At 34.4% G+C, this 19581-nt stretch carries 14 protein-coding genes; 2 read left to right on the top strand and 12 right to left on the bottom strand.

Annotated elements, in window-relative coordinates; translation table 11 throughout:
- Positions 1–6: 6 nt before the first annotated feature.
- From PQF96_RS24135 to PQF96_RS24120, 4 genes are all read right to left on the bottom strand, one after another.
- Complete coding sequence (locus PQF96_RS24135; RefSeq protein WP_271769072.1) at positions 7–3234, bottom strand: efflux RND transporter permease subunit; 3228 nt, start codon at positions 3232–3234, stop codon at positions 7–9.
- A 2-nt stretch (positions 3235–3236) separates the two neighbouring features.
- Entirely contained in the window at positions 3237–4400 is a 1164-nt protein-coding gene (locus PQF96_RS24130) for an efflux RND transporter periplasmic adaptor subunit (protein WP_271769069.1), read from the bottom strand.
- A 164-nt stretch (positions 4401–4564) separates the two neighbouring features.
- Positions 4565–5023, bottom strand: a complete 459-nt coding sequence (locus PQF96_RS24125; protein ID WP_109434100.1) for a MarR family winged helix-turn-helix transcriptional regulator — start codon at positions 5021–5023, stop codon at positions 4565–4567.
- A 222-nt stretch (positions 5024–5245) separates the two neighbouring features.
- Positions 5246–7168, bottom strand: coding sequence for an ABC-F family ATP-binding cassette domain-containing protein (locus PQF96_RS24120; protein WP_271769067.1), 1923 nt, complete (start codon positions 7166–7168; stop codon positions 5246–5248).
- A gap of 57 nt (positions 7169–7225) precedes the next feature.
- Between PQF96_RS24120 and PQF96_RS24115 the strand changes: the two genes are divergently transcribed.
- Positions 7226–7612, top strand: coding sequence for a DUF983 domain-containing protein (locus PQF96_RS24115; RefSeq protein ID WP_109434102.1), 387 nt, complete (start codon positions 7226–7228; stop codon positions 7610–7612).
- Here PQF96_RS24115 and PQF96_RS24110 read toward each other — a convergent pair.
- The 8 genes from PQF96_RS24110 to PQF96_RS24075 all read right to left on the bottom strand — a co-directional run bounded on the left by PQF96_RS24110 (position 7604) and on the right by PQF96_RS24075 (position 17991).
- A complete protein-coding gene (locus tag PQF96_RS24110; RefSeq protein ID WP_271769064.1) occupies positions 7604–8650 on the bottom strand; it encodes an NAD(P)/FAD-dependent oxidoreductase in 1047 nt (348 codons plus the stop codon). The two genes, PQF96_RS24115 and PQF96_RS24110, sit on opposite strands and share 9 nt — an antisense overlap.
- A gap of 70 nt (positions 8651–8720) precedes the next feature.
- Positions 8721–9611, bottom strand: coding sequence for a type IX secretion system ring subunit PorN/GldN (gene porN / locus PQF96_RS24105; RefSeq protein WP_109434104.1), 891 nt, complete (start codon positions 9609–9611; stop codon positions 8721–8723).
- A gap of 18 nt (positions 9612–9629) precedes the next feature.
- Positions 9630–11177, bottom strand: coding sequence for a type IX secretion system motor protein PorM/GldM (gene porM / locus PQF96_RS24100; RefSeq protein ID WP_143916681.1), 1548 nt, complete (start codon positions 11175–11177; stop codon positions 9630–9632).
- Positions 11178–11228: 51 nt separating this feature from the next.
- Positions 11229–11855, bottom strand: a complete 627-nt coding sequence (porL, locus tag PQF96_RS24095; RefSeq protein ID WP_109434106.1) for a type IX secretion system motor protein PorL/GldL — start codon at positions 11853–11855, stop codon at positions 11229–11231.
- A gap of 79 nt (positions 11856–11934) precedes the next feature.
- On the bottom strand, positions 11935–13308 hold the full coding sequence (gene porK, locus PQF96_RS24090) for a T9SS ring complex lipoprotein PorK/GldK (protein ID WP_109434107.1): 1374 nt from the start codon (positions 13306–13308) through the stop codon (positions 11935–11937).
- A gap of 110 nt (positions 13309–13418) precedes the next feature.
- Positions 13419–14582, bottom strand: a complete 1164-nt coding sequence (locus tag PQF96_RS24085) for a formimidoylglutamase (RefSeq protein ID WP_143916680.1) — start codon at positions 14580–14582, stop codon at positions 13419–13421.
- 8 nt (positions 14583–14590) lie between these two features.
- Positions 14591–17092 carry a type I DNA topoisomerase gene (topA, locus tag PQF96_RS24080; protein ID WP_109434109.1) on the bottom strand — a complete coding sequence of 834 codons (2502 nt, stop codon included), beginning with the start codon at positions 17090–17092 and terminating at the stop codon, positions 14591–14593.
- Between the two features lie 107 nt (positions 17093–17199).
- Positions 17200–17991: a hypothetical protein gene (locus PQF96_RS24075; protein ID WP_271769061.1), complete on the bottom strand. Its 792-nt coding sequence runs from the start codon at positions 17989–17991 to the stop codon at positions 17200–17202.
- Between the two features lie 132 nt (positions 17992–18123).
- Between PQF96_RS24075 and miaB the strand changes: the two genes are divergently transcribed.
- Positions 18124–19569: a tRNA (N6-isopentenyl adenosine(37)-C2)-methylthiotransferase MiaB gene (gene miaB, locus PQF96_RS24070; protein ID WP_109434111.1), complete on the top strand. Its 1446-nt coding sequence runs from the start codon at positions 18124–18126 to the stop codon at positions 19567–19569.
- Positions 19570–19581 lie beyond the last annotated feature (12 nt).

Genomic DNA, 19581 nt, shown 5'->3' with positions numbered 1-19581 from the left:
TGGGTATTATACTTGCAATTCATGATGTTCTTCATCCTCTTCTTTTTGTTCTTTAATGGCTCTTTCTACTTCTTCTTTGGTGATCTTATTTCCTGTAGCTAACCATTTTGAGCTTACTTTTACACTATTGCTAAATGATAAAAACAACGGCAATACCAACAATGTCAACACAGTGGCAAAACCAATACCATATGCAATAGAAATGGCCATAGGAATCAGAAATTTTGCCTGACGACTTTCTTCAAAAATCAATGGTGCTAATCCGGCTATAGTAGTCAATGATGTTAGGAAAATAGCACGAAAACGAGATCTACCAGCCTCATAAATAGCTTCATCAAAAGATAATCCCTCCCGAAGGTTACTATTAAACTTACCGATAAGTACCAAGCCGTCATTAACCATAATACCAATAAGTGCAATAATCCCTAACATAGATAAGATATTGATAGGAAAATTATGTGCCCAGTGACCAAGGGCAACCGCAGGTAAACTTAACGGAATAAGTAGTAACAGTAATAATGGCTGACTATAGCTTCTAAACGTGAATGCGATGGTTATATAAATTAATGCCAGTACCGTAAGCCCTACTGGACCTAATGAACCCAGAAGCTTACCTGCCTCGCGATTCTGCCCTTCATAAGAAGGAGTAACGGTTGGATATTTTGAAATTATTTCTGGCATGGTTACCGTACGTATCTCTTGCAAAATATCTGTGGCACTCGTGGTTTCTACATCTTTTAAATCTGCAGAAATTTGTATTTCTCTACGACCATCCAAATGATTAACCGCAACATCTCCCCTTTCTATACTATACACAGCAATCTCATTGAGTGGCACTCGTTCTCCACTTACAGTCGTTATGCGCATATCATCCAGATTAGAAATGGAAGAACGATTATCACGATCATATCGTACCCAAACTCGTATTTCATCTTGTCCTCTTTGAAAACGTTGTGCCTGTACTCCAAAAAATCCAGCACGAACCTGTGCCATCACATCACGAAGATTTAACCCCAGTAAATATGCATTTTCTTTTAATTCTATTCGAATCTCTTTAATTCCTGCAGGGTCATTATCAGTAACATCCTTAAGTAGTGCATTATTGACCAATGCGCCTTTGAGTTCTGCTTTGGCTGCTTTGAGTTCTTGGATATTATTTCCTAATAAAGAAACAGAAACAGGTCTTCCTCCAAAGTTACCACCACTACCATACACCAAACTCTCTACTCCCGTAACTTCTCCCATTTTTTTACTAATTAGATCTGTTACCATAGAGGATGCTACAGCATCAGGACGCTCTTCTCCTGGCAATAGATTAACAACCAGAGAAGCTGTTGCTGATCCCGGACCTATATTAGTGATTACATTTTTAAATAGTACTTTACCCTCGTATTCTTCGCCTTTTAGGTATTCTCTTGTAAGTTCTTCATTCGCCTCCCAGGCTTTTTCTGCTATTAATGAAATAATACTATCTGTTACTTTTTCATTAGTCCCATTGGGCATTGCCAGATTAATCGATAAACGATCACTAGCTATCTGCGGAAAAAAGGATGTTCTAACTATTCCACCACCAACACTACCAAAAGTTAGAATAAGAAGCACAACAAAAAGTGAGAATGTAAAAAGTTTATTTTGTAATGCGAAACGCAATGCCGGGCTATATAATTTATCTCTTAACCAACGCATAATGGCATCTCCAAAAGTATTGATATATCGTAGTTTTGCAAACAATTGACCGATACCTGTTTTTGGCTTAGCGTCTTGTTTCTTAAGTGCTTTGGAATGTGCTAAATGAGCTGGTAAAATTATCAACGCTTCTACCAAAGAAACGGTGAGCGTAAGAATCACCACTACCGAAACTTCTCCAAAAAACTCTCCTATCCGACCATCCAGGAATAAAAAGATTCCAAAGGCGAGTATCGTTGTAATAATTGCAGAAATGATAGGTGGTATTACCTCCATTGTACCATCTATTGCAGCCTGAACAGGGGTTTTTCCTTTTTCATAATGCTGATAAATGTTTTCGGCGATTACAATACCATCATCAACCAAAATCCCTATTACTATAATCATACCAAATAAGGATAACACATTAATGGTTACATCAAAGGTTCCTGCAAAAATGAACATTCCTAAAAATGCCACTGGAAGTCCGAAAGCAACCCAAAAGGCTAGTCTAGTATTAAGGAATAAGGATAAAAAGGTAAGCACCAATAGCATTCCTATGATCGCATTTTCTGTAAGAAGCTCTGTACGTTGAACTAACGTAATAGATCGATCGCTAACCACATTAAGCTGTACGTTATTATACTTCTGATTGAAGTCTTCTATATATTCTTTCGCTTTTTCGGCAGACGAAATCAAGTCTTCGGTATTTGTACTTGTTATTTGGACATTAACCGACAAATCTCCATTAAAATAAGTTGCATTAGCTGTCTCTGAGAAACGATCCCGAATCTCAGCAACATCCTTTAATCGTATGGCTCGACCTGTAGCATCGGCACGCACAATTAAATTAGAGAGTTCATTACCATAATACGAGCGATTATTCGCTCTGATAAGATACTCTTCTGCATCTGTTTTTATGGTCCCTCCCGTTGTAAGAATATTAGCGCGACTTACTGCTTGTGCTACTTCAGTAAAACTAAGATTATATGCCAATAAGTTTTTTTCGTTTATCGCAATTTCAATTTCTTCTGCAGGATATCCTGAAATATTAATCTGAGAAATCCCATCTATACCACGTAAATCATTTTCTACCTGGCGAGCTATCTCTTTGAGAGTTGATAGTGGTATATTATCCCCACTTATAGAAAAATCGATAGTTGGTCGAATTGCTTCTTGTTTTGCAACGACCAAAGGTTCCATCCCCGTCGGAAATGAAGGTACACGATCTACCGCATTCTTCACTTCTAACAACATGAAATCGATATTTTTCCCCTTTTCGATTTCAACATTTATAGTTCCGCTATTCTCTCTTGAAGTAGAAGTCACTCGTTCTACACCATCCAAACCTTTGAGATTATCTTCTATTTTTAATACAATCCCTTCTTCTACTTCCAGAGGTGAAGCACCAGGATATGTAATATTTATATTAATATTTTTGGAATCAATTAATGGAAAAAAGGAGGATTTTAATGAAAGTGCTCCAGCAATACCAAAAGCAAAAAAAGCAAGTACAATCACATTTACGGCAACGTGATATCTAATAAAAAAAGCAATAATTTTACGCATAACTATTGTTTTTTAGTTGTACTCACAGCGGTATCACTAAGCACATTATTGTTTTTCTTTTCCTGATAGATCTTGATCAGCATTCCGGCATATGCTCCCGGAACGCTTTTGGATAGTATGATGGTTTCTTCGGGAATTCCTTTGAGCACCACTTTTTTATCAGAGAAATACACAGGGTTTACATCTATAATATCAAGAATACTATCTCTAACAACAAATAGCTTATCACCTTCCTGAAGTAATCCTCGATCAATCTCTATAGCATTTTCTTCTTTTTTTGCATCAAGATTAGCCTCTAGATACATCCCTTCTCTAAGCGATGGATCAGCAACCTCTATAAAAGTAGTGATGGTTTGAGTAGCTTGATTAACGCTTCCATTAATTCTGGCTACTTTTCCTGTAAATATTTTTGTTTTATTAAGATTAGAAAGTTCTACAGATTCTCCCACTTGAAGTAAATCTCCATATTCTTTCCCGATAGCGACTTGCATTTCGTATGTACTCGTATCGATATACTCTCCTAATTTTTGTCCTTGTCTGATTAAAGTTCCCTCAGTAACCAAAGCCTCTGTTAGTACTCCTTCAAACGGGGCAGAAATAGTATATTTAGCCAGGCGTTGTTCTTGATTTTTTACATTATAATAGGTGGTAAATATATTTCTACCTGTTATAAAGTATTTTTCTTTATCTGAAGTGATTTCTGGTAGTTTTGGTGTCGCTTTACTCATATCAAAAGTATTAAGATACTCTTGCCATTTATCATAAATCTCTGGGTAATCTAATCGTAAATCAGGCATTATTGAAGTAACCAGATTATACAAATTACTTTTCGCCGATTGTACACTTGCATAATACTCTGATGCATCAATTCTTATTAATGCTTGTCCACGTTTGTATTGCTGACCTGTTTTAAAGAGCTGACTTCCTCCTCTAAAAATCCCCTGAACCTCGGAGTATAGCTCCAACCTTCTTTTTGCTGTTAAATTACCATTGGCAGCAATTTGAATGGGGATAGTGGTATTTTTTACAGTGTCTACAAAAACAGTCTTAATTACTTTTGCAGGTTTAGGTTTGGGTCTTCTTTTATTATCAACAATCTTTTTGGCGGCAAATACTGCAACCACAATTAATAATAATCCAAGAATAGAAAGTATAATTTTTCTCATAGCATAATTGTATCCGCACTTAGTGCAAAATCGCATACAAAACTATCAACCATAGCAGTGCGATGCAGTTAAAAAACTCATAAAAGTTAAATCCCTGCGGTTTACCACAAAAAAAGCACCCATTAACACAGGTGCTTTTTATAATAAAATATGATACTTACTCTCTATTCTTCAGCGATTTGCGCAATCTTAGATTTTACCTTTTTCAATACCGCAATCAAGGTTTCGATCTCTTCATCATCCAAGCTTTCCTGAACCGCCGGAATAAGATCATACATAATAGGCTGTACTTTTTCTATAACTTCTTTTCCGTAATCGGTTAAAAAAATACGATTAACCCTTCTGTCATTTTCATCACTTTTTCTAACAACAAGTTTTTTACTTTCCATGGTATTCACTAATCGAGTCATGGATGTTTTATCACGATGTGTAATAAATGCAAGGTCATTTTGAGGCTGTCCATCATCTACATTTAGGCGTTTTAAAACACTCCATTGTTCTTTGGATAAGTCCAATCCATTTTCTCCAAATGCTTTTTGAACTAAAAACCCAAAATCATAGTGTATTTTGCCTACCCAGGATAATGCATGAGCATTTAAATCTATGGCTTTTGTATCATTCATAAATACCGTTCTTTAAATTATCAAACGCAAAAATATCTATAAAATTCTAGTTGTACCTGCTACTCACTATAAAAATATCACAAAAGTAACATACCGTATTCTGTACTACTTTAGGAAGATACGTCTATATTATGCGGTATTCTTAAAAAAACCATATTGAGAATATTAAAAATGTAAATTATACATTTAATTTTATGGATTCTTTAAAATTTAAGAAAAAAATCAAACTGCATTTATAGCATCAATTTCTTCTTGTAATACTTCCCAATCTTCCATCAAAGAAGATAATTTATCTTTTTTTGCCTGATAACTATCAAAAAAATCTGGCTGCGCTATAGTCTGGTCATAATTAATTGCTAATTCGACATCAATCTCCTTGATTTCTCTTTCTAATTTATTGATTTTAGATTCTACATTACTCAACTTATTATTAAGTGATTTGAGCTTTTTCTGATCCTGATAGGATTGTTTGGCAGTTTCTTTTGTATCAGAAACAGATGTTACTTGCTTATCTTTCTTTTCTATTTCTCGCAGATCATTTAGTCTTCGTTCTTCCAAATAGAAGTTTATATCCCCAAGGTATTCTTTAATTTTTTTGTTTTTAAACTCATATACGGTATTGCTTAATCCCTGTAAAAAATCTCTATCATGTGATACCAGGATCAGGGTCCCTTCAAAATTTTTCAGGGCTTCTTTTAATACATTTTTGGATTTAATATCCAGATGATTCGTGGGCTCATCCATTACCAATACATTAAAAGGTTGCAATAACATTTTACATAACGCCAATCGGTTTCGTTCACCTCCAGAAAGTACCTTTACTTTTTTATCTACTTCATCTCCTCTAAATAGGAATGAGCCTAACATATCACGTACTTTACTACGTGTTTTCTCATCTGCAGCATTTATCATGGTATCATGAACGGTTAATTCTCCATCCAAATATTCTGATTGATTCTGAGCAAAATATCCTATTTGTACGTTGTGCCCTAATTTAAACTCCCCGTCATATGTTATTTCATCAATTATAATTTTGGCTAAGGTAGATTTACCTTGTCCGTTTTGACCAACAAAAGCTATTTTTGATCCTCGCTCCACGAGTAAATCAATATCTTTAAGAATTTCTTTATCTCCATAACTTTTACCTACACCATCTGCTTCTATCACTACTTTTCCTGGTTGTATATGTATAGGAAAACTAATATTCATTACTGCATTATCATCTTCATCCACCTCTATTCTATCGATCTTATCTAATTTCTTAATCAGCGATTGTGCCATCGAAGCTTTAGAGGCTTTAGCTCGAAATTTTTCAATCAACTTTTCTGTTTGTTCGATTTGTTTTGATTGATTTTTTTGAGTAGCTAATTGTTGTTCTCTAATTTCTTTACGAAGTATCAGATATTTAGAGTATGGTTTATTATAATCATAGATTCGTCCCAAAGAAATTTCTATCGTTCTATTGGTAACATTATCAAGAAACATTTTATCGTGCGAAACAATAACCACTACCCCTCCATAATTTTTTAAAAAATTCTCCAACCAAATTATAGATTCGATATCCAGGTGATTTGTTGGCTCATCTAACAATAAGATATCATTGTTTTGTAATAAAAGCTTTGCTAATTCAATACGCATCCTCCACCCTCCAGAAAAGGTATCGGTTAGTTTGTCAAAATCTTCTCTTGCAAATCCAAGCCCTTGTAACACTCTTTCTGTCTCTCCTTGATAATTATATCCTCCCAGAACCTCATAGTGCTGTGTATGATCACTTAAATCAGTAATTAATTGATTGTATGCTTCACTTTCATAATCGGTACGTTCTGCCAATTGCGTATTTATATTATCAATATCTCTTTCAATCTTTTTAATCTCAGTAAAAGCCTCATATGCTTCTTCTAAAACTGTACGTCCCAGCACAAAATCTATATCTTGTTTTAGAAATCCTATTTTTATATCCTTATCCATTGCTATCTGACCAGAATCCGGCTCTTGTTCTTTGGATAGGATCTTAAGCATGGTAGATTTACCCGCACCATTTTTACCAATCAACCCTACTCGATCTCCTGCATTTAACCTGAAGCTTATTTCTTCAAAAAGGTACTCTCCCCCAAACGAAATCGATAAGTTATGTATGTTTAACATCAGCTTTTGAATATTTTGTGCAAAGATGATTAATTTTGTGTTAGAATAAAAACGCTTATGAACTTCTTACGCGGAACTAAAATTTATAGCATCTTTACTGGTAGGTGTCCTGTATGCCAGGAAGAAAGTATGTATAAGGAATCTAACCCTTATAAACTAAGTCAAACGCTCAAAATGCAAGATCGATGTAGTCATTGCAATACCAAATATAAAATAGAGCCTTCTTTCTTCTATGGAGCTATGTATGTAAGTTATCCAGTAGGTATAGCTTTTGCTGTTGCAGCCTTTGTTATCAGTAATCTCTTTTTAAAATTAAATTTAGTTGCTACTTTTTTTGTAATTGCGGGAACCATGATTGTCTTTTTACCTATTATCCTGCGGTTATCAAGAAATATTTGGATCAATTTTTTTATGCATTACAAAAAAAAAGAACCCTTATCGTAACGCTTCAAAACGTTTAATATCAATCTCCTGATCTAAAGGAATTCTTTTTTCAATAGACGCATACAGTTCTTTAGCTACAGTTGGACCAATAAGTATACCTCGACTCCCTAATCCGTTTAAAATATGCATATTTTGGTATTTTGGGTGAGTGCCAATTAGTGGTTTTCTATCTATAACAGTTGGCCTTATCCCTGCAACCTGATCAATAACTTCATATTCGACACACATAAAACGTTCTAATTTTTTTTGCAACTCTTCTCTTGCAACACTAGTTATTTCTGGTGATTTGTCCTTATTATTATACGTCGCTCCTACTTTATATACATCTTCACCTAATGGAATAATGAATATCGAAGATTTTACTGCATCTTGTAATTTTAACGCTTTGGATTTGATAACAATGTATTCTCCTTTGTTACCATATAGAGGTAAATAGTTAAAAAATGGATTGTTCTTTACACCAAAACCTTCTGCAAATACAATATTTTTTGCTTTAATGCCATCATATTCAACATGATCTTCTTTTAGAATTACTTTATCATGTTCGAAAGAAGAGTTCTCAAAATTATTATTTGTTTTAAGATACTGTATATATGAAGATAACATGACCTCTATATTAATTCTTCCGGTATGTTTTACTTTTCCGAATTGATAAGAGATCTCTAAAGCTGAATTCGTATTTCGGATTAATTCTGAAGAAAGAAATTCATTTAAAAAAGGTTTATCACTTGCTTCAAACCAGGCATTTTGTTCTTCTACAGCATTAAATCGTCTCAATACGGAAAGTTGTGAGACAAAAGACTGTTGCAATTTGGTTTCTATATGTTTATAAAAAGGCACCGCCTCTTCCATATGCTTATCCCCTTGCCAAGCAAGCGTAAAACGTTTTAGGATAACTGGATTGTAAAGCCCCCCCGCAACACGGGACGATTTCTGAGAATAGTTTTCATAAACTTTGTACGATTTACCAGCAAGATCCAATTGTTCTACAAAGGACAAACCTGATAATCCAAATCCAACTACAATATAATCTAACATAGCTCAAAAATAATAAACGCCCAACTTATAGTTGGGCGTTTTTCTTATAATTTAATAAATACCGAAACTATTAATAGCTCCACATATCCATTTCAAAATTTCGAATACTCTCTTTAATTCTTTCACTTTCCAGAAGTTGCATTAAGGCATTATCTACAATATAATCATCAATAGATCTATCTCCTTGTTCGTTATCTTCCTTATAAATTACAGAATTAAATCGTCTAGCATTTAAAATATGATCTAGCGTAAATGGCATGGAAGTATTCCTCCTATTAAATGCTAATGCATTATGTAGAATTTCTCTTGCATCTGGATACCAAATCCAAAATAATGCTACCATATCAGGCTCATCATCATCAATAAAATTAACATCTGGAGCAACAGGCGCCAATCCTAGCAATCTGTATCTTAATTCTCCTAAACGTTTATCAAAATACCAATATCCTCTTATCTTATATTCTGCTATATCTGCAGAACTGATATCTCTTCTATTGATATATTGAGGATCAACCTCTTCACCAGCATTGTATTGCTCATATCCTAAATCAGTAGTATCTATTTTAGACATTGTAGATTCTAAATCTGAAAATGTACGAGTCTCAGTAAAATATGAATCTGAATAAATATTCTTGATCTTTCCGTTCTTAATATTAGATACTAATACATCATATAGAGATCTACGATTCACACCAATGTTATTGGTATCTATAGGATAATACAAAGGAAAATTAATTCTTTCATCAAGATCAATAGTTTCCCATGTAGTCTTTGCCCAAAGTATATCACGCTTATCTACATAACCATACTCTAAAGGATGGTCATTATCATATGCGATCATTTCTTCAGTTTTCATTCCAATTTCTGCAGGCTCATTAGCATTTAATACATTGATCTGACCGTACGACATCATGGAAACCAATAGAACGGAAACGATTAATAAAAAATTTCTCAAATTCATAACTGCGTAAGTTTATTTTTAATTTGTTAACTCAACAATAACCGGAGATATCTTTTTCAATTTATATCCAGCATTCGTAGTTAATTGCGCTTTTATATCTATAATCTGCACAGAAGAACCTCTTTTAGCCTTACGTAAAGCAGATTTAGCTTTAGAATCCAATCTACCACTACGTACACTAACCGTAGGCTGACCTTCTACTTTAAATTTAAATCCAGTAACTTTTAATTTGATATCAAAATCAAAATCTGGTAAAATAGCTCCGATAGAAGAAATTTCTAATGCATTTCTAGCCATTTTAATAGAACCATCTTCTCCACGAACTGTTCCTACAGGTCTTGGAATATCTTTAATTCTAAATTTCTTACTATCACTTACAGTAGTACCATTTGCAAGTTTACCACTTACTTTAATACTTACTTCACGAGATTTTACCGTAGTAACATTCATCATATACTTACCAGCTCCACCAGCTTTTCTAAGTCCAGGTGCAGAAGCATTTACATTTGGCACTCCAGGAATAGAAATCGTCATTGGATTATTTACCCCACGATATACAACATTCATTTTATCAGCAGAAATTACAGCTGAATTAGGTCTAGGAATTACCGTATAAGAACTCTTAATAGGAATTTTTACTATAGAATCACCTTCTTTAAACTCAAGCTCTCCAGCTACATCTCTTTCTCCAACATTACCTGCAGGGAAATCTAACATAATTTGTCCGTTCTGAACTTCTGTTTGCTCCTTACCATTAACCATTACTTTGGTTGGCTTAAGTGTAGCATCAAAACGTCCAAGAACAATTCTACCTTTAAATTTCTCTCCGCTAAAGAAAGCTGTTTTATCAGCTACTACAATAGCTTCGTAGTTACTAAAAGAAAGTTCAGAAGCTTGTTGTCCTGCTAATAAAGCAGAAAGCACTTTACTTTCAGTAGTTTTTACATCAGCTTGCATTTGTGTCAACTTAGTCAAAGAAGCTACTAAAGGAAATCCTTCAAAATTGTAATTTAACCAATTCTTGGTTACTCCACTTCTATCTTTAACATCATCTGTACTAAATGTTGTTTTAACATCATCTGCAACTTGACCGTCAACTTCTTTAACCGTACTTAACGCTGTAACCACACCATCTCTGTAGGTTTTAATTTTTTCTAAAAATTCTGTAGCCGCCGCAGTAGTTTTTCCTCCTTCAAAGAATTTACTATTTAATGCATCTGGTTTATCCATAGTTTCATAATCGGTTGGATCATCAGCCGTCTCGATTATTTCAGATTTAATCTGCTCTACATATGCATTAAACTCATTAGATAAAACACTAATTTGATCTGCTTTCTCTTTTAAAGGTGTATACTTTTCTGGTTGTTCAGACACTTTATCTGCCAAACCAGCCATAAATGCTGTATTACGTTCTGTTGCTATTGTATTTGACGCTGTCAATTTCTCATTCATGAGACCGAAAGCTGACAATACTTCTTTTGACATATTTAATGCCATCATCGCGATGAAAACCAAATACATCAGGTTAATCATCTTCTGCCTTGGGGATAGTTTTCCTCCTGCCATATTCTTCTTAGATTTTGGTAGTTATTTTATAAAATATTTCTTAAAAAAATGTTAACTTCTATTCATTGCAGTTAACATACCACCATATACTCCATTAAGAGAAGCAAGGTTACCAGATAGACTTTTCATCTGCTCTTGAAGCTGACTAGCAAATTCTGCAGTTTGCGCATTTGCTTCTGCTTGTTTTGAAGCAGCATCTAACTGTACCCTGTATAAACCATTTAGTGATTCCATTGAAGCAGCAGCTTTTGCCATTTCTTCACTATATTTCTGTTGTCCAGCTATAGAATCTGCTGTTGGCTTAATACCTTTTGCAGCTCCTTCAAAATTGCGAATACTATCACCAAGACTACCTATAAGATTAGAATCAACTCTAGCTTCTTTAAGCATCTCGTCTAATTTTTTAGATAATAATCCTTCTGGAGTTTCTTTCTCTTTTTTGTCTTTTTTGTTTCCTCCAGATAATTCTGGGTATACAAGCGACCAATCTAGTTCATCATCTACAGGTTCGAATGCAGAAACAGTAAATACAAGCGCTTCTGTAACCAAACCTACGATTAACATCTCGTTACCAAATGGCCAGTGCATAATTTTAAATAGTGCACCTAATATTACAACGGCTGCTCCGAGACCGTATACCATGTTCATTAACTTCTTGCTTGCTTTTGAATTTGCCATAATAAAAATTGTTTTGTTTTTTTTAAATCTAAAGTTTTAAAAAAGGGTTAGTAATTAAGTTGATAGAAAATTTTGGGACTTATTTTTGATTCTGAGTATTATCTTCTCCAGTAACGTCAGTACCCATATAGTCCTGAACAGTTCTAAATCCGATATAACTTCTCGCAGAATCCGCATATTCGTAATCTCTGGTACTTACCTGTAGGAAATAAGCAACATCTTTCCAAGATCCACCACGCACAACTTTACGTTTGTTTTCATCATCATTGACATTTGGGTTCATTGATGCAACGTATTCATAAGCTGAAGGATCATAGGACGACTGTACCCACTCAGAAACATTACCTGCCATATTATATAAATTATAATCGTTTGGCTCAAATGTTTTGGCTTCTACAGTATATAGAAAGTTATCTGCGGCGTAATTTCCTCTAAGAGGCTTAAAGTTAGCTAAGAAACACCCTCTATCATTTAACGCATATGGGCCTCCCCATGGATACGTTGCTGATTCGAGACCACCTCTAGCTGCATATTCCCATTCTGCCTCTGTAGGCAGTCTGAAATAGTTAACGAATTCTTTACCTTTCTTTTTCTGGAAGGTATTCTTTTCGATAGTTCTCCAACGACAGAAGGCTTTAGCTTGTTCCCAAGAAACTCCTACTACCGGGTAATCATCATATGCACTATGCCAAAAATAATCATTGTGCATAGGCTCATTATATGAATAATTAAAATCTTTTATCCATACCGTAGTATCAGGATATATTTTAATTACTTCTTCTTTTACAAAATCTTTTCTTCCTCCTTTTCGAGCTCGGGCAGCAGCCTGAATATCCATCCAAGTAAATCTAAATTCGAATTTACTCACATCAAGAGTACGTCTACCATTATATGATTCTTCTAGTGGTATATAAAGAGTATCCATTACTTCAGCATAAAACTCATCTGGATAATCCTCGATATCCCATTCGATATCTACATCCTTATTTAGTCTTCTACCTTCGTAACCGGTTTCTCCAGTACCGCTATAATTATCATACATGTATTTTTCGTAAACAGACATGTTTTCGGTATCTGCATCTAAGAATGCATACTCTCCAATACCATCATCACCAGGAGTTTTCCCTAGTTCATCTGCCATGATAGCGAGTTTCATTCTAACTACAGAGTCACGAACCCAGTTTACAAATTGTCGATACTCGCTGTTGGTGACTTCAGTTTCATCCATATAGAAAGAACGAACCGTTACCATCCTCGTTGGCGCATTGGCCAGTGCAGCTTTATCATCATCCGACTTACCCATAATGAATGATCCTCCGGGGATGAGGGCCATGCCATAAGGCTTCTGCGGGTGCCATTTTTTTCCTTGTGCTCCTACCAGTTCTCCACGGTTCCCACCGCCACAACTATAGAGCATTGCTAAAATAGCAAAGAGTGATACAAATTTCTTCATAACGTGTTTTAGGTTAAGATCTTCTAGATTTAAGGACGTAAACCTATTTATTTATTTCCAGAAAAACAATTTTTTTCTAAAAAAAACCTTAAATCTGCCTAATAAAAATGTTAAACTTCGTTTTTTCGTTTTGCCTTATACCATCTTTCAGGTATCTCTTGATTACAAGCACGCTCATAATCACTGTATGTGCAAGGTAATAACGTATGTCTTTTCAATTTATTATTACCAGATGAAATAAAAGGTATTTCAATCCACCATCTTCCTGTCATTGGACTCTTATAAAAAGACAATATTTCATCTTCTACAGGAACATTATAATGCAATGTGCTTTTTAAATTTTTGATATTAAGCTCATTAGACCTAAAATTAACTCCTTCAACAAAATACCATATGATTTGAGCAATTAATAATGAAGATGTTTCTTCATTTTTGAAATTTTTAAATTCATAAATCCCAAAACTTTTTACTTTATCACTAATTCCTGCATATCTGGAGATAGCACAGATTTCTCGACCATCAAAACCATTAGGAGAAACTACCGTACCATTTAGACTTGTAGAATTCATAACCCCTAAATCAATAGATACAATATCTGCATCTCGCATAATAGGTTCTACAATGGTCACATCTGAAATAACCTCTCCTAAACGATAAGCGTCAAAGTATAATTTTTCTATAAGATCTATTTCTTCTTGAGAATTAAAATAGGTTTGATACCCTATATTACTATAATTAAACAAATTATAAGGTTGCTCTACTATAATCTTACCTACAAATGATGTATTTGTTATTGACTCTGAAGAATTTCCTAGATCAAACTTACTGTCCACGTTAGCCAAATTCACCATTCGCTCTAAAATATCAAAAGATCTATATTGAGCATAAACTAAATCCTGACTTCCTCCTATTATAATAGGTATAATATTTTTTTGAAGCAATGTAGACAACACCTCCTGTACCAAATAATAGGTATCACTAACCTCATTTCCTGGTTTAATATCACCCAGGTCCACTATATTAGAATTCCAATTTCCTGGATAGAGCTCATATAGTGCTTTACGGATAGCATCAAAATTTAATTTCTCTCCCAGAAAATTAACATCATTTCTATTCTCCTGAATACCTATAATAGCGAGATCAATTTTACTTAAATCAGGAATCCCATCATTACTTGTATGAATTTTGATCTGTTTCCCTAATGATTGATCTGAAAGTAAATTTGTATGCGCGGCTACTAAATCACTAACTGGCGCAAGAAATTCGAAAGACATATATTGATTTATTTCTTTTTAGTAGTCTTTTTTGTAGTTTTCTTCTTTGCTGCAGCTTTTTTCTTAGGAGCATTTTTCTCAATAAGATCCTTTACCTTGTCAAGAGTCAGTTTTGAAGCATCTACTGTTTTAGGCAGTTCTATTTTAACCTTACCTTTTATAATATTACTTCGACCCCATCTGGCTTTTTCTACTCGAATCCCTTCTTCTTCCCAATTATGAATTACCTTATCAATTTCTTTTTGCTTCTTTTCTTCAATAAGAGTTACAATATCATCATCAGACAGATTATCAAAGTCGTATTTCTTATTCACATTGATAAACATACCATTCCACTTTATAAAAGGACCAAATCTACCTGTACCTTTTTGAACCGGAAGATCTTCATATGTATATATAGGAGCATCTGCTTTTTCTTTTGCATCAATTAATTCGATAGCTCTGTCCAAAGAAGTATTAAGAGGATCTTCTCCTTTTTCTAAGGAAACAAATTTTGCTCCAAACTTCACATATGGACCAAAACGACCATTATTAACTACAATCGTCTCTCCTTTATAATCTCCTAATTCTTTTGGCAACTGAAATAATTCCATTGCCTCTTCAAATGTAATACTACTTAATGTTTGCCCTGGAGGTAAACTAGCAAACTTTGGTTTATCTTCATCATCAACTGTTCCTATCTGAACCATCGGCCCAAATTTCCCTAAACGAACACTTACAGGCTTACCTGTGACAGGATCTTCTCCCAAAACACGTTCTCCGACTTCACGTTCTGCATTCTGAGCCACATCCTCTACTCTCGGATGAAATTCCTGATAAAAAGCTTTCATTACTTGAGTCCAATCTTCTTGACCTTCTGCTATTTCATCAAAATCCTGTTCTACTTTTGCTGTAAAATTATAATCAAGAATTGCAGAAAAATGATTTACCAAGAAATCGTTAACTACCATCCCAACATCAGTTGGAATTAGTTTTCCTTTATCGCTACCTACTTTTTCTGATAGCTTTTTCTCATCAATCACATCTCCAGAAAGCATCATCTGAATATAATCACGCGACTCACCTTCTTTAGAACCTTTCTCTATATATTTTCTATTCTGAATTGTAGAAATTGTAGGAGCGTATGTAGATGGTCGTCCAATCCCTAATTCCTCAAGCTTTTTAACTAATGCAGCTTCTGTATATCGACTTGGCGGACGAGTGAATCTTTCTGTAGCTGAAATATAGTTATTAAACAAGCTTTCTTGAACTTTCATTGCAGGAAGAATTCCTTCTTGTTCTTCATCTTCATCATCATTTCCTTCTAGATACACCTTTAAGAAACCTTCAAATTTTATCACCTCACCATTAGCCGTAAATTGTTCATTATGCGTGTTGGATTCTATCTTTACATTAGTCCTTTCTAATTGTGCATCACTCATTTGCGAAGCAATAGCTCGTTTCCAGATCAACTCATATAATCGCTGTTGATCATACTCCACGTTTACAGTGTGCCTAGAAAAATCAGTTGGTCGAATTGCTTCGTGAGCTTCTTGTGCTCCTTTTGATTTTCCTTTATATTGTCTTGGATTACTATATTCATTACCATAAGCAGAATCAATTTCTGCCTTTGCACTATTTTGTGCTTCTGTTGATAAATTTACACTATCGGTTCTCATGTATGTAATCAAACCAGCTTCATACAATCGTTGAGCCATAGTCATTGTTTTACTCACCGAGAAATACAATTTCCTAGAAGCCTCCTGTTGTAAGGTTGATGTTGTAAAAGGTGGTGCTGGAGATTTTTTAGCCGGTTTTGTAGAGAGGTCTGCCACTTTAAACAACGCTTCGACATTTTGTTTCAAAAATGATTCTGCCTCTTGCTTTGTTTTAAAATTCTTTGGCAATTTAGCTTTGAATGATTTCCCTGCTTGATTAGAGAACTCTGCATCAATCCTATATGAACCTACAGCCTTAAAATCTAATATATTTCGCTCTCTTTCAACTATCAGTCTCACTGAAACCGACTGCACTCTTCCTGCTGATAATCCGCCTTTTACTTTTCTCCATAACACCGGAGATAATTCATACCCTACCAAACGATCCAATACACGTCTTGCTTGCTGAGCATTTACAAGATTATAATCAATAGTACGTGGATTTTCTATGGCTTTAAGAATAGCATTTTTGGTGATCTCATGAAAAACAATACGACGAGTTCTCTCTTTGTCCAACTTTAACGTCTCAGCAAGATGCCAAGCAATAGCCTCTCCTTCTCGATCCTCATCACTAGCCAACCATACCATCTCTGCTTTCTTAGCAAGATCCTTCAGTTTTTTAACAACATCCTTTTTATCTTTGGAGACAATATATTTGGGTTTAAAATCGCCATCAACATCAACTCCCAACTCTTTTGCAGGTAAATCTGCAATATGTCCAAAACTGGATGCAACTGTATAATCTTTCCCAAGAAATTTCTCTATTGTTTTTGCCTTAGCAGGTGACTCCACAATCACTAAATTCTTAGCCATAATCCTATAATTTCTGATGACAAAAGTATATCAATTTTTTGAGATCAAGATTCTTTATTAAAAAATTAGTTTAAAAAAAACCTACTCGTCAGCAGGTTTTTAAATTTTTATTTTACAAATAACATCTCTTTATTTTGTGAATCGTAATCTCCGAAGCCAATAGTGTCTTTATACACATAATAAACCGGAAGCATGGCAAAAGATGCTGTTGCAAACACTCCTACAAAACACATAATATACCCAATGGTTGTTGCTAACATAGAAGAAATCCAAACTAACCCAAAAACTAGCAACCATTTCTTATTACCAAACTTAAAGCTGGTTTTTATTAAATCAGATACACTTAAATCTGGATTAAAAGCAAAAACAACTACTAGTAATTGCAATGGAACGATTACATAAAAAATAGGGAGATAACATAACAATGCAGCCAAAATGGTAATACCGAACTTTGCTATCGCCAAAGTAAAAACTTTTCCAAGATACTTTCCTTTAAGAAACATAAAATATGAAGACGTTTCCGGAAGACCTAAATCTACTTGTTTACAAACTCTGTAAAAATGAGCTGTAATCCCTAATTGGAATGCTGACGCCACCATTGACATCACTAATACCAAAACTATAAAAAGAAGCATGAAGCCTATTGATAATTCTTCACTAGGATATCCGTAATCTCCGTATTCACCATAATTATTTTCAAATCCGGATATTCCTGCAAGAGCAAAAATTGGAACATACATCACAAGAACCAGAGGAATAATTACAACCATTAAAAGTAAAATATGTATCATCCCTTGTAGCCAAACTTTTTTAAAAAGCTCTATACTTTTACCAAAGATTTCACCAAAATCCAAAGGCGTATTATTTTCTATTTTTTCAAGGAGGTTATTTAAAGTCATAGTTATATTTTATTGATTGAAGTGATCAAATATAGATTTTTTACAAAATAAACCCCTGCCACTTTGTCACAAATCGTATTAAAAAGTATCTTTGCACACTATTTGACCCCAATCAGTAAGGAATTATTTTTTATGGAGAAGATTATTGACGAAAGTATACAGGGACAACCACTTGCTCTTGAACAGAACAAAGAAAATCAGCGCAAGCTTTTTATAGAAAGCTACGGTTGTCAGATGAATTTTAGCGATAGTGAGATCGTTGCTTCTATCTTGGCAAAAGAAGGTTTTAACACAACACAAAATCTTGAAGATGCCGATTTGGTCTTGGTAAATACTTGTTCTATACGAGAAAAAGCCGAGCTAACTGTTAGAAAACGATTAGAAAAATATAATGCAGTAAAGAGAATCAATCCAGGAATGAAAGTGGGAGTTCTTGGATGTATGGCAGAACGTCTGAAAAGTAAGTTCCTTGAAGAAGAAAAAATTGTTGATCTTGTTGTTGGACCTGATGCATACAAAGATCTTCCTAATTTAATAGAAGAAGTTGATGCCGGACGTAATGCTGTAAATGTTGTTCTTTCTAAAGAAGAAACCTATGGAGATATTTCTCCTGTAAGACTACAAAGTAATGGCGTATCTGCTTTTGTTTCTATAACCCGAGGTTGTGACAACATGTGTACATTTTGTGTTGTCCCCTTTACAAGAGGTAGAGAACGAAGCCGTGATCCGCAGAGTATTCTTGAAGAAATTGACGATCTAGTTCTTAAAAAATTTAAAGAAATTACATTATTAGGTCAGAACGTAGATAGTTATTTATGGTATGGTGGTGGTCTCAAAAAAGATTTTGAAAAGGCTAGTGATTTTCAGAAAGCGACCTCAGTAGATTTCTCAAAACTTCTTGACATGGTAGCAGAGAAATATCCTAAACTACGTATTCGTTTCTCGACTTCAAATCCGCAGGACATGACTTTAGACGTAATCAAAGTCATGGCAAAACACAAAAATATTTGCAAACACATACATCTTCCTATACAAAGTGGAAGTGATCGTATTTTAAAAGAAATGAATCGCCTCCATACTCGTCAGGAATATATGGATTTAGTTGACAATATTAAGAGAATAATTCCTGATTGTGCCATCACTCAAGATATGATTATCGGTTTTCCTACAGAAACCGAGCAAGACCACCAAGACACTTTGTCCTTATTAGAACATGTAAAATATGAACATGGATACATGTATGCGTATTCTGAAAGACCAGGGACTCTTGCGGCACGCAAATTAGAGGATGATGTCCCAGAAGATGTAAAAAAACGAAGGCTTGCAGAAGTTATCGCATTACAACGAACACACTGTGCTTACAGGCACCAGAGTTATATAGGACAAACTTTTGAAGTATTAATTGAAAAAGAATCTAAAAAATCTGACCTGCATTGGAGTGGGAGAACGACAAAAAATATCGTCGCTATTTTTCCAAAGAAAGATTATAAAATTGGAGATTTTGTAATGGTAAAAATTAACGAATGTACCAGTGCAACTTTACTTGGCGAAGCTATTGGGTATTCAGATAATAACTAATTCTTCAATACA

The organism is Aquimarina algiphila, from assembly GCF_947494415.1.
In the GTDB taxonomy this organism is placed as follows: Bacteria; Bacteroidota; Bacteroidia; order Flavobacteriales; family Flavobacteriaceae; genus Aquimarina; species Aquimarina algiphila.
Note: the sequence above shows the minus strand (reverse complement) of the source record. Positions and strands in the feature narration are given on the sequence as shown.

What these genes read in the sequence shown, in the direction of transcription:
- PQF96_RS24135 (WP_271769072.1), bottom strand. Translation starts at nt 3,234, where the DNA reads ATGCGTAAAATTATTGCTTTTTTTATTAGATATCACGTTGCCGTAAAT.
- PQF96_RS24130 (WP_271769069.1), bottom strand. Translation starts at nt 4,400, where the DNA reads ATGAGAAAAATTATACTTTCTATTCTTGGATTATTATTAATTGTGGTT.
- PQF96_RS24125 (WP_109434100.1), bottom strand. Translation starts at nt 5,023, where the DNA reads ATGAATGATACAAAAGCCATAGATTTAAATGCTCATGCATTATCCTGG.
- PQF96_RS24120 (WP_271769067.1), bottom strand. Translation starts at nt 7,168, where the DNA reads ATGTTAAACATACATAACTTATCGATTTCGTTTGGGGGAGAGTACCTT.
- PQF96_RS24115 (WP_109434102.1), top strand. Translation starts at nt 7,226, where the DNA reads ATGAACTTCTTACGCGGAACTAAAATTTATAGCATCTTTACTGGTAGG.
- PQF96_RS24110 (WP_271769064.1), bottom strand. Translation starts at nt 8,650, where the DNA reads ATGTTAGATTATATTGTAGTTGGATTTGGATTATCAGGTTTGTCCTTT.
- porN (WP_109434104.1), bottom strand. Translation starts at nt 9,611, where the DNA reads ATGAATTTGAGAAATTTTTTATTAATCGTTTCCGTTCTATTGGTTTCC.
- porM (WP_143916681.1), bottom strand. Translation starts at nt 11,177, where the DNA reads ATGGCAGGAGGAAAACTATCCCCAAGGCAGAAGATGATTAACCTGATG.
- porL (WP_109434106.1), bottom strand. Translation starts at nt 11,855, where the DNA reads ATGGCAAATTCAAAAGCAAGCAAGAAGTTAATGAACATGGTATACGGT.
- porK (WP_109434107.1), bottom strand. Translation starts at nt 13,308, where the DNA reads ATGAAGAAATTTGTATCACTCTTTGCTATTTTAGCAATGCTCTATAGT.
- PQF96_RS24085 (WP_143916680.1), bottom strand. Translation starts at nt 14,582, where the DNA reads ATGTCTTTCGAATTTCTTGCGCCAGTTAGTGATTTAGTAGCCGCGCAT.
- topA (WP_109434109.1), bottom strand. Translation starts at nt 17,092, where the DNA reads ATGGCTAAGAATTTAGTGATTGTGGAGTCACCTGCTAAGGCAAAAACA.
- PQF96_RS24075 (WP_271769061.1), bottom strand. Translation starts at nt 17,991, where the DNA reads ATGACTTTAAATAACCTCCTTGAAAAAATAGAAAATAATACGCCTTTG.
- miaB (WP_109434111.1), top strand. Translation starts at nt 18,124, where the DNA reads ATGGAGAAGATTATTGACGAAAGTATACAGGGACAACCACTTGCTCTT.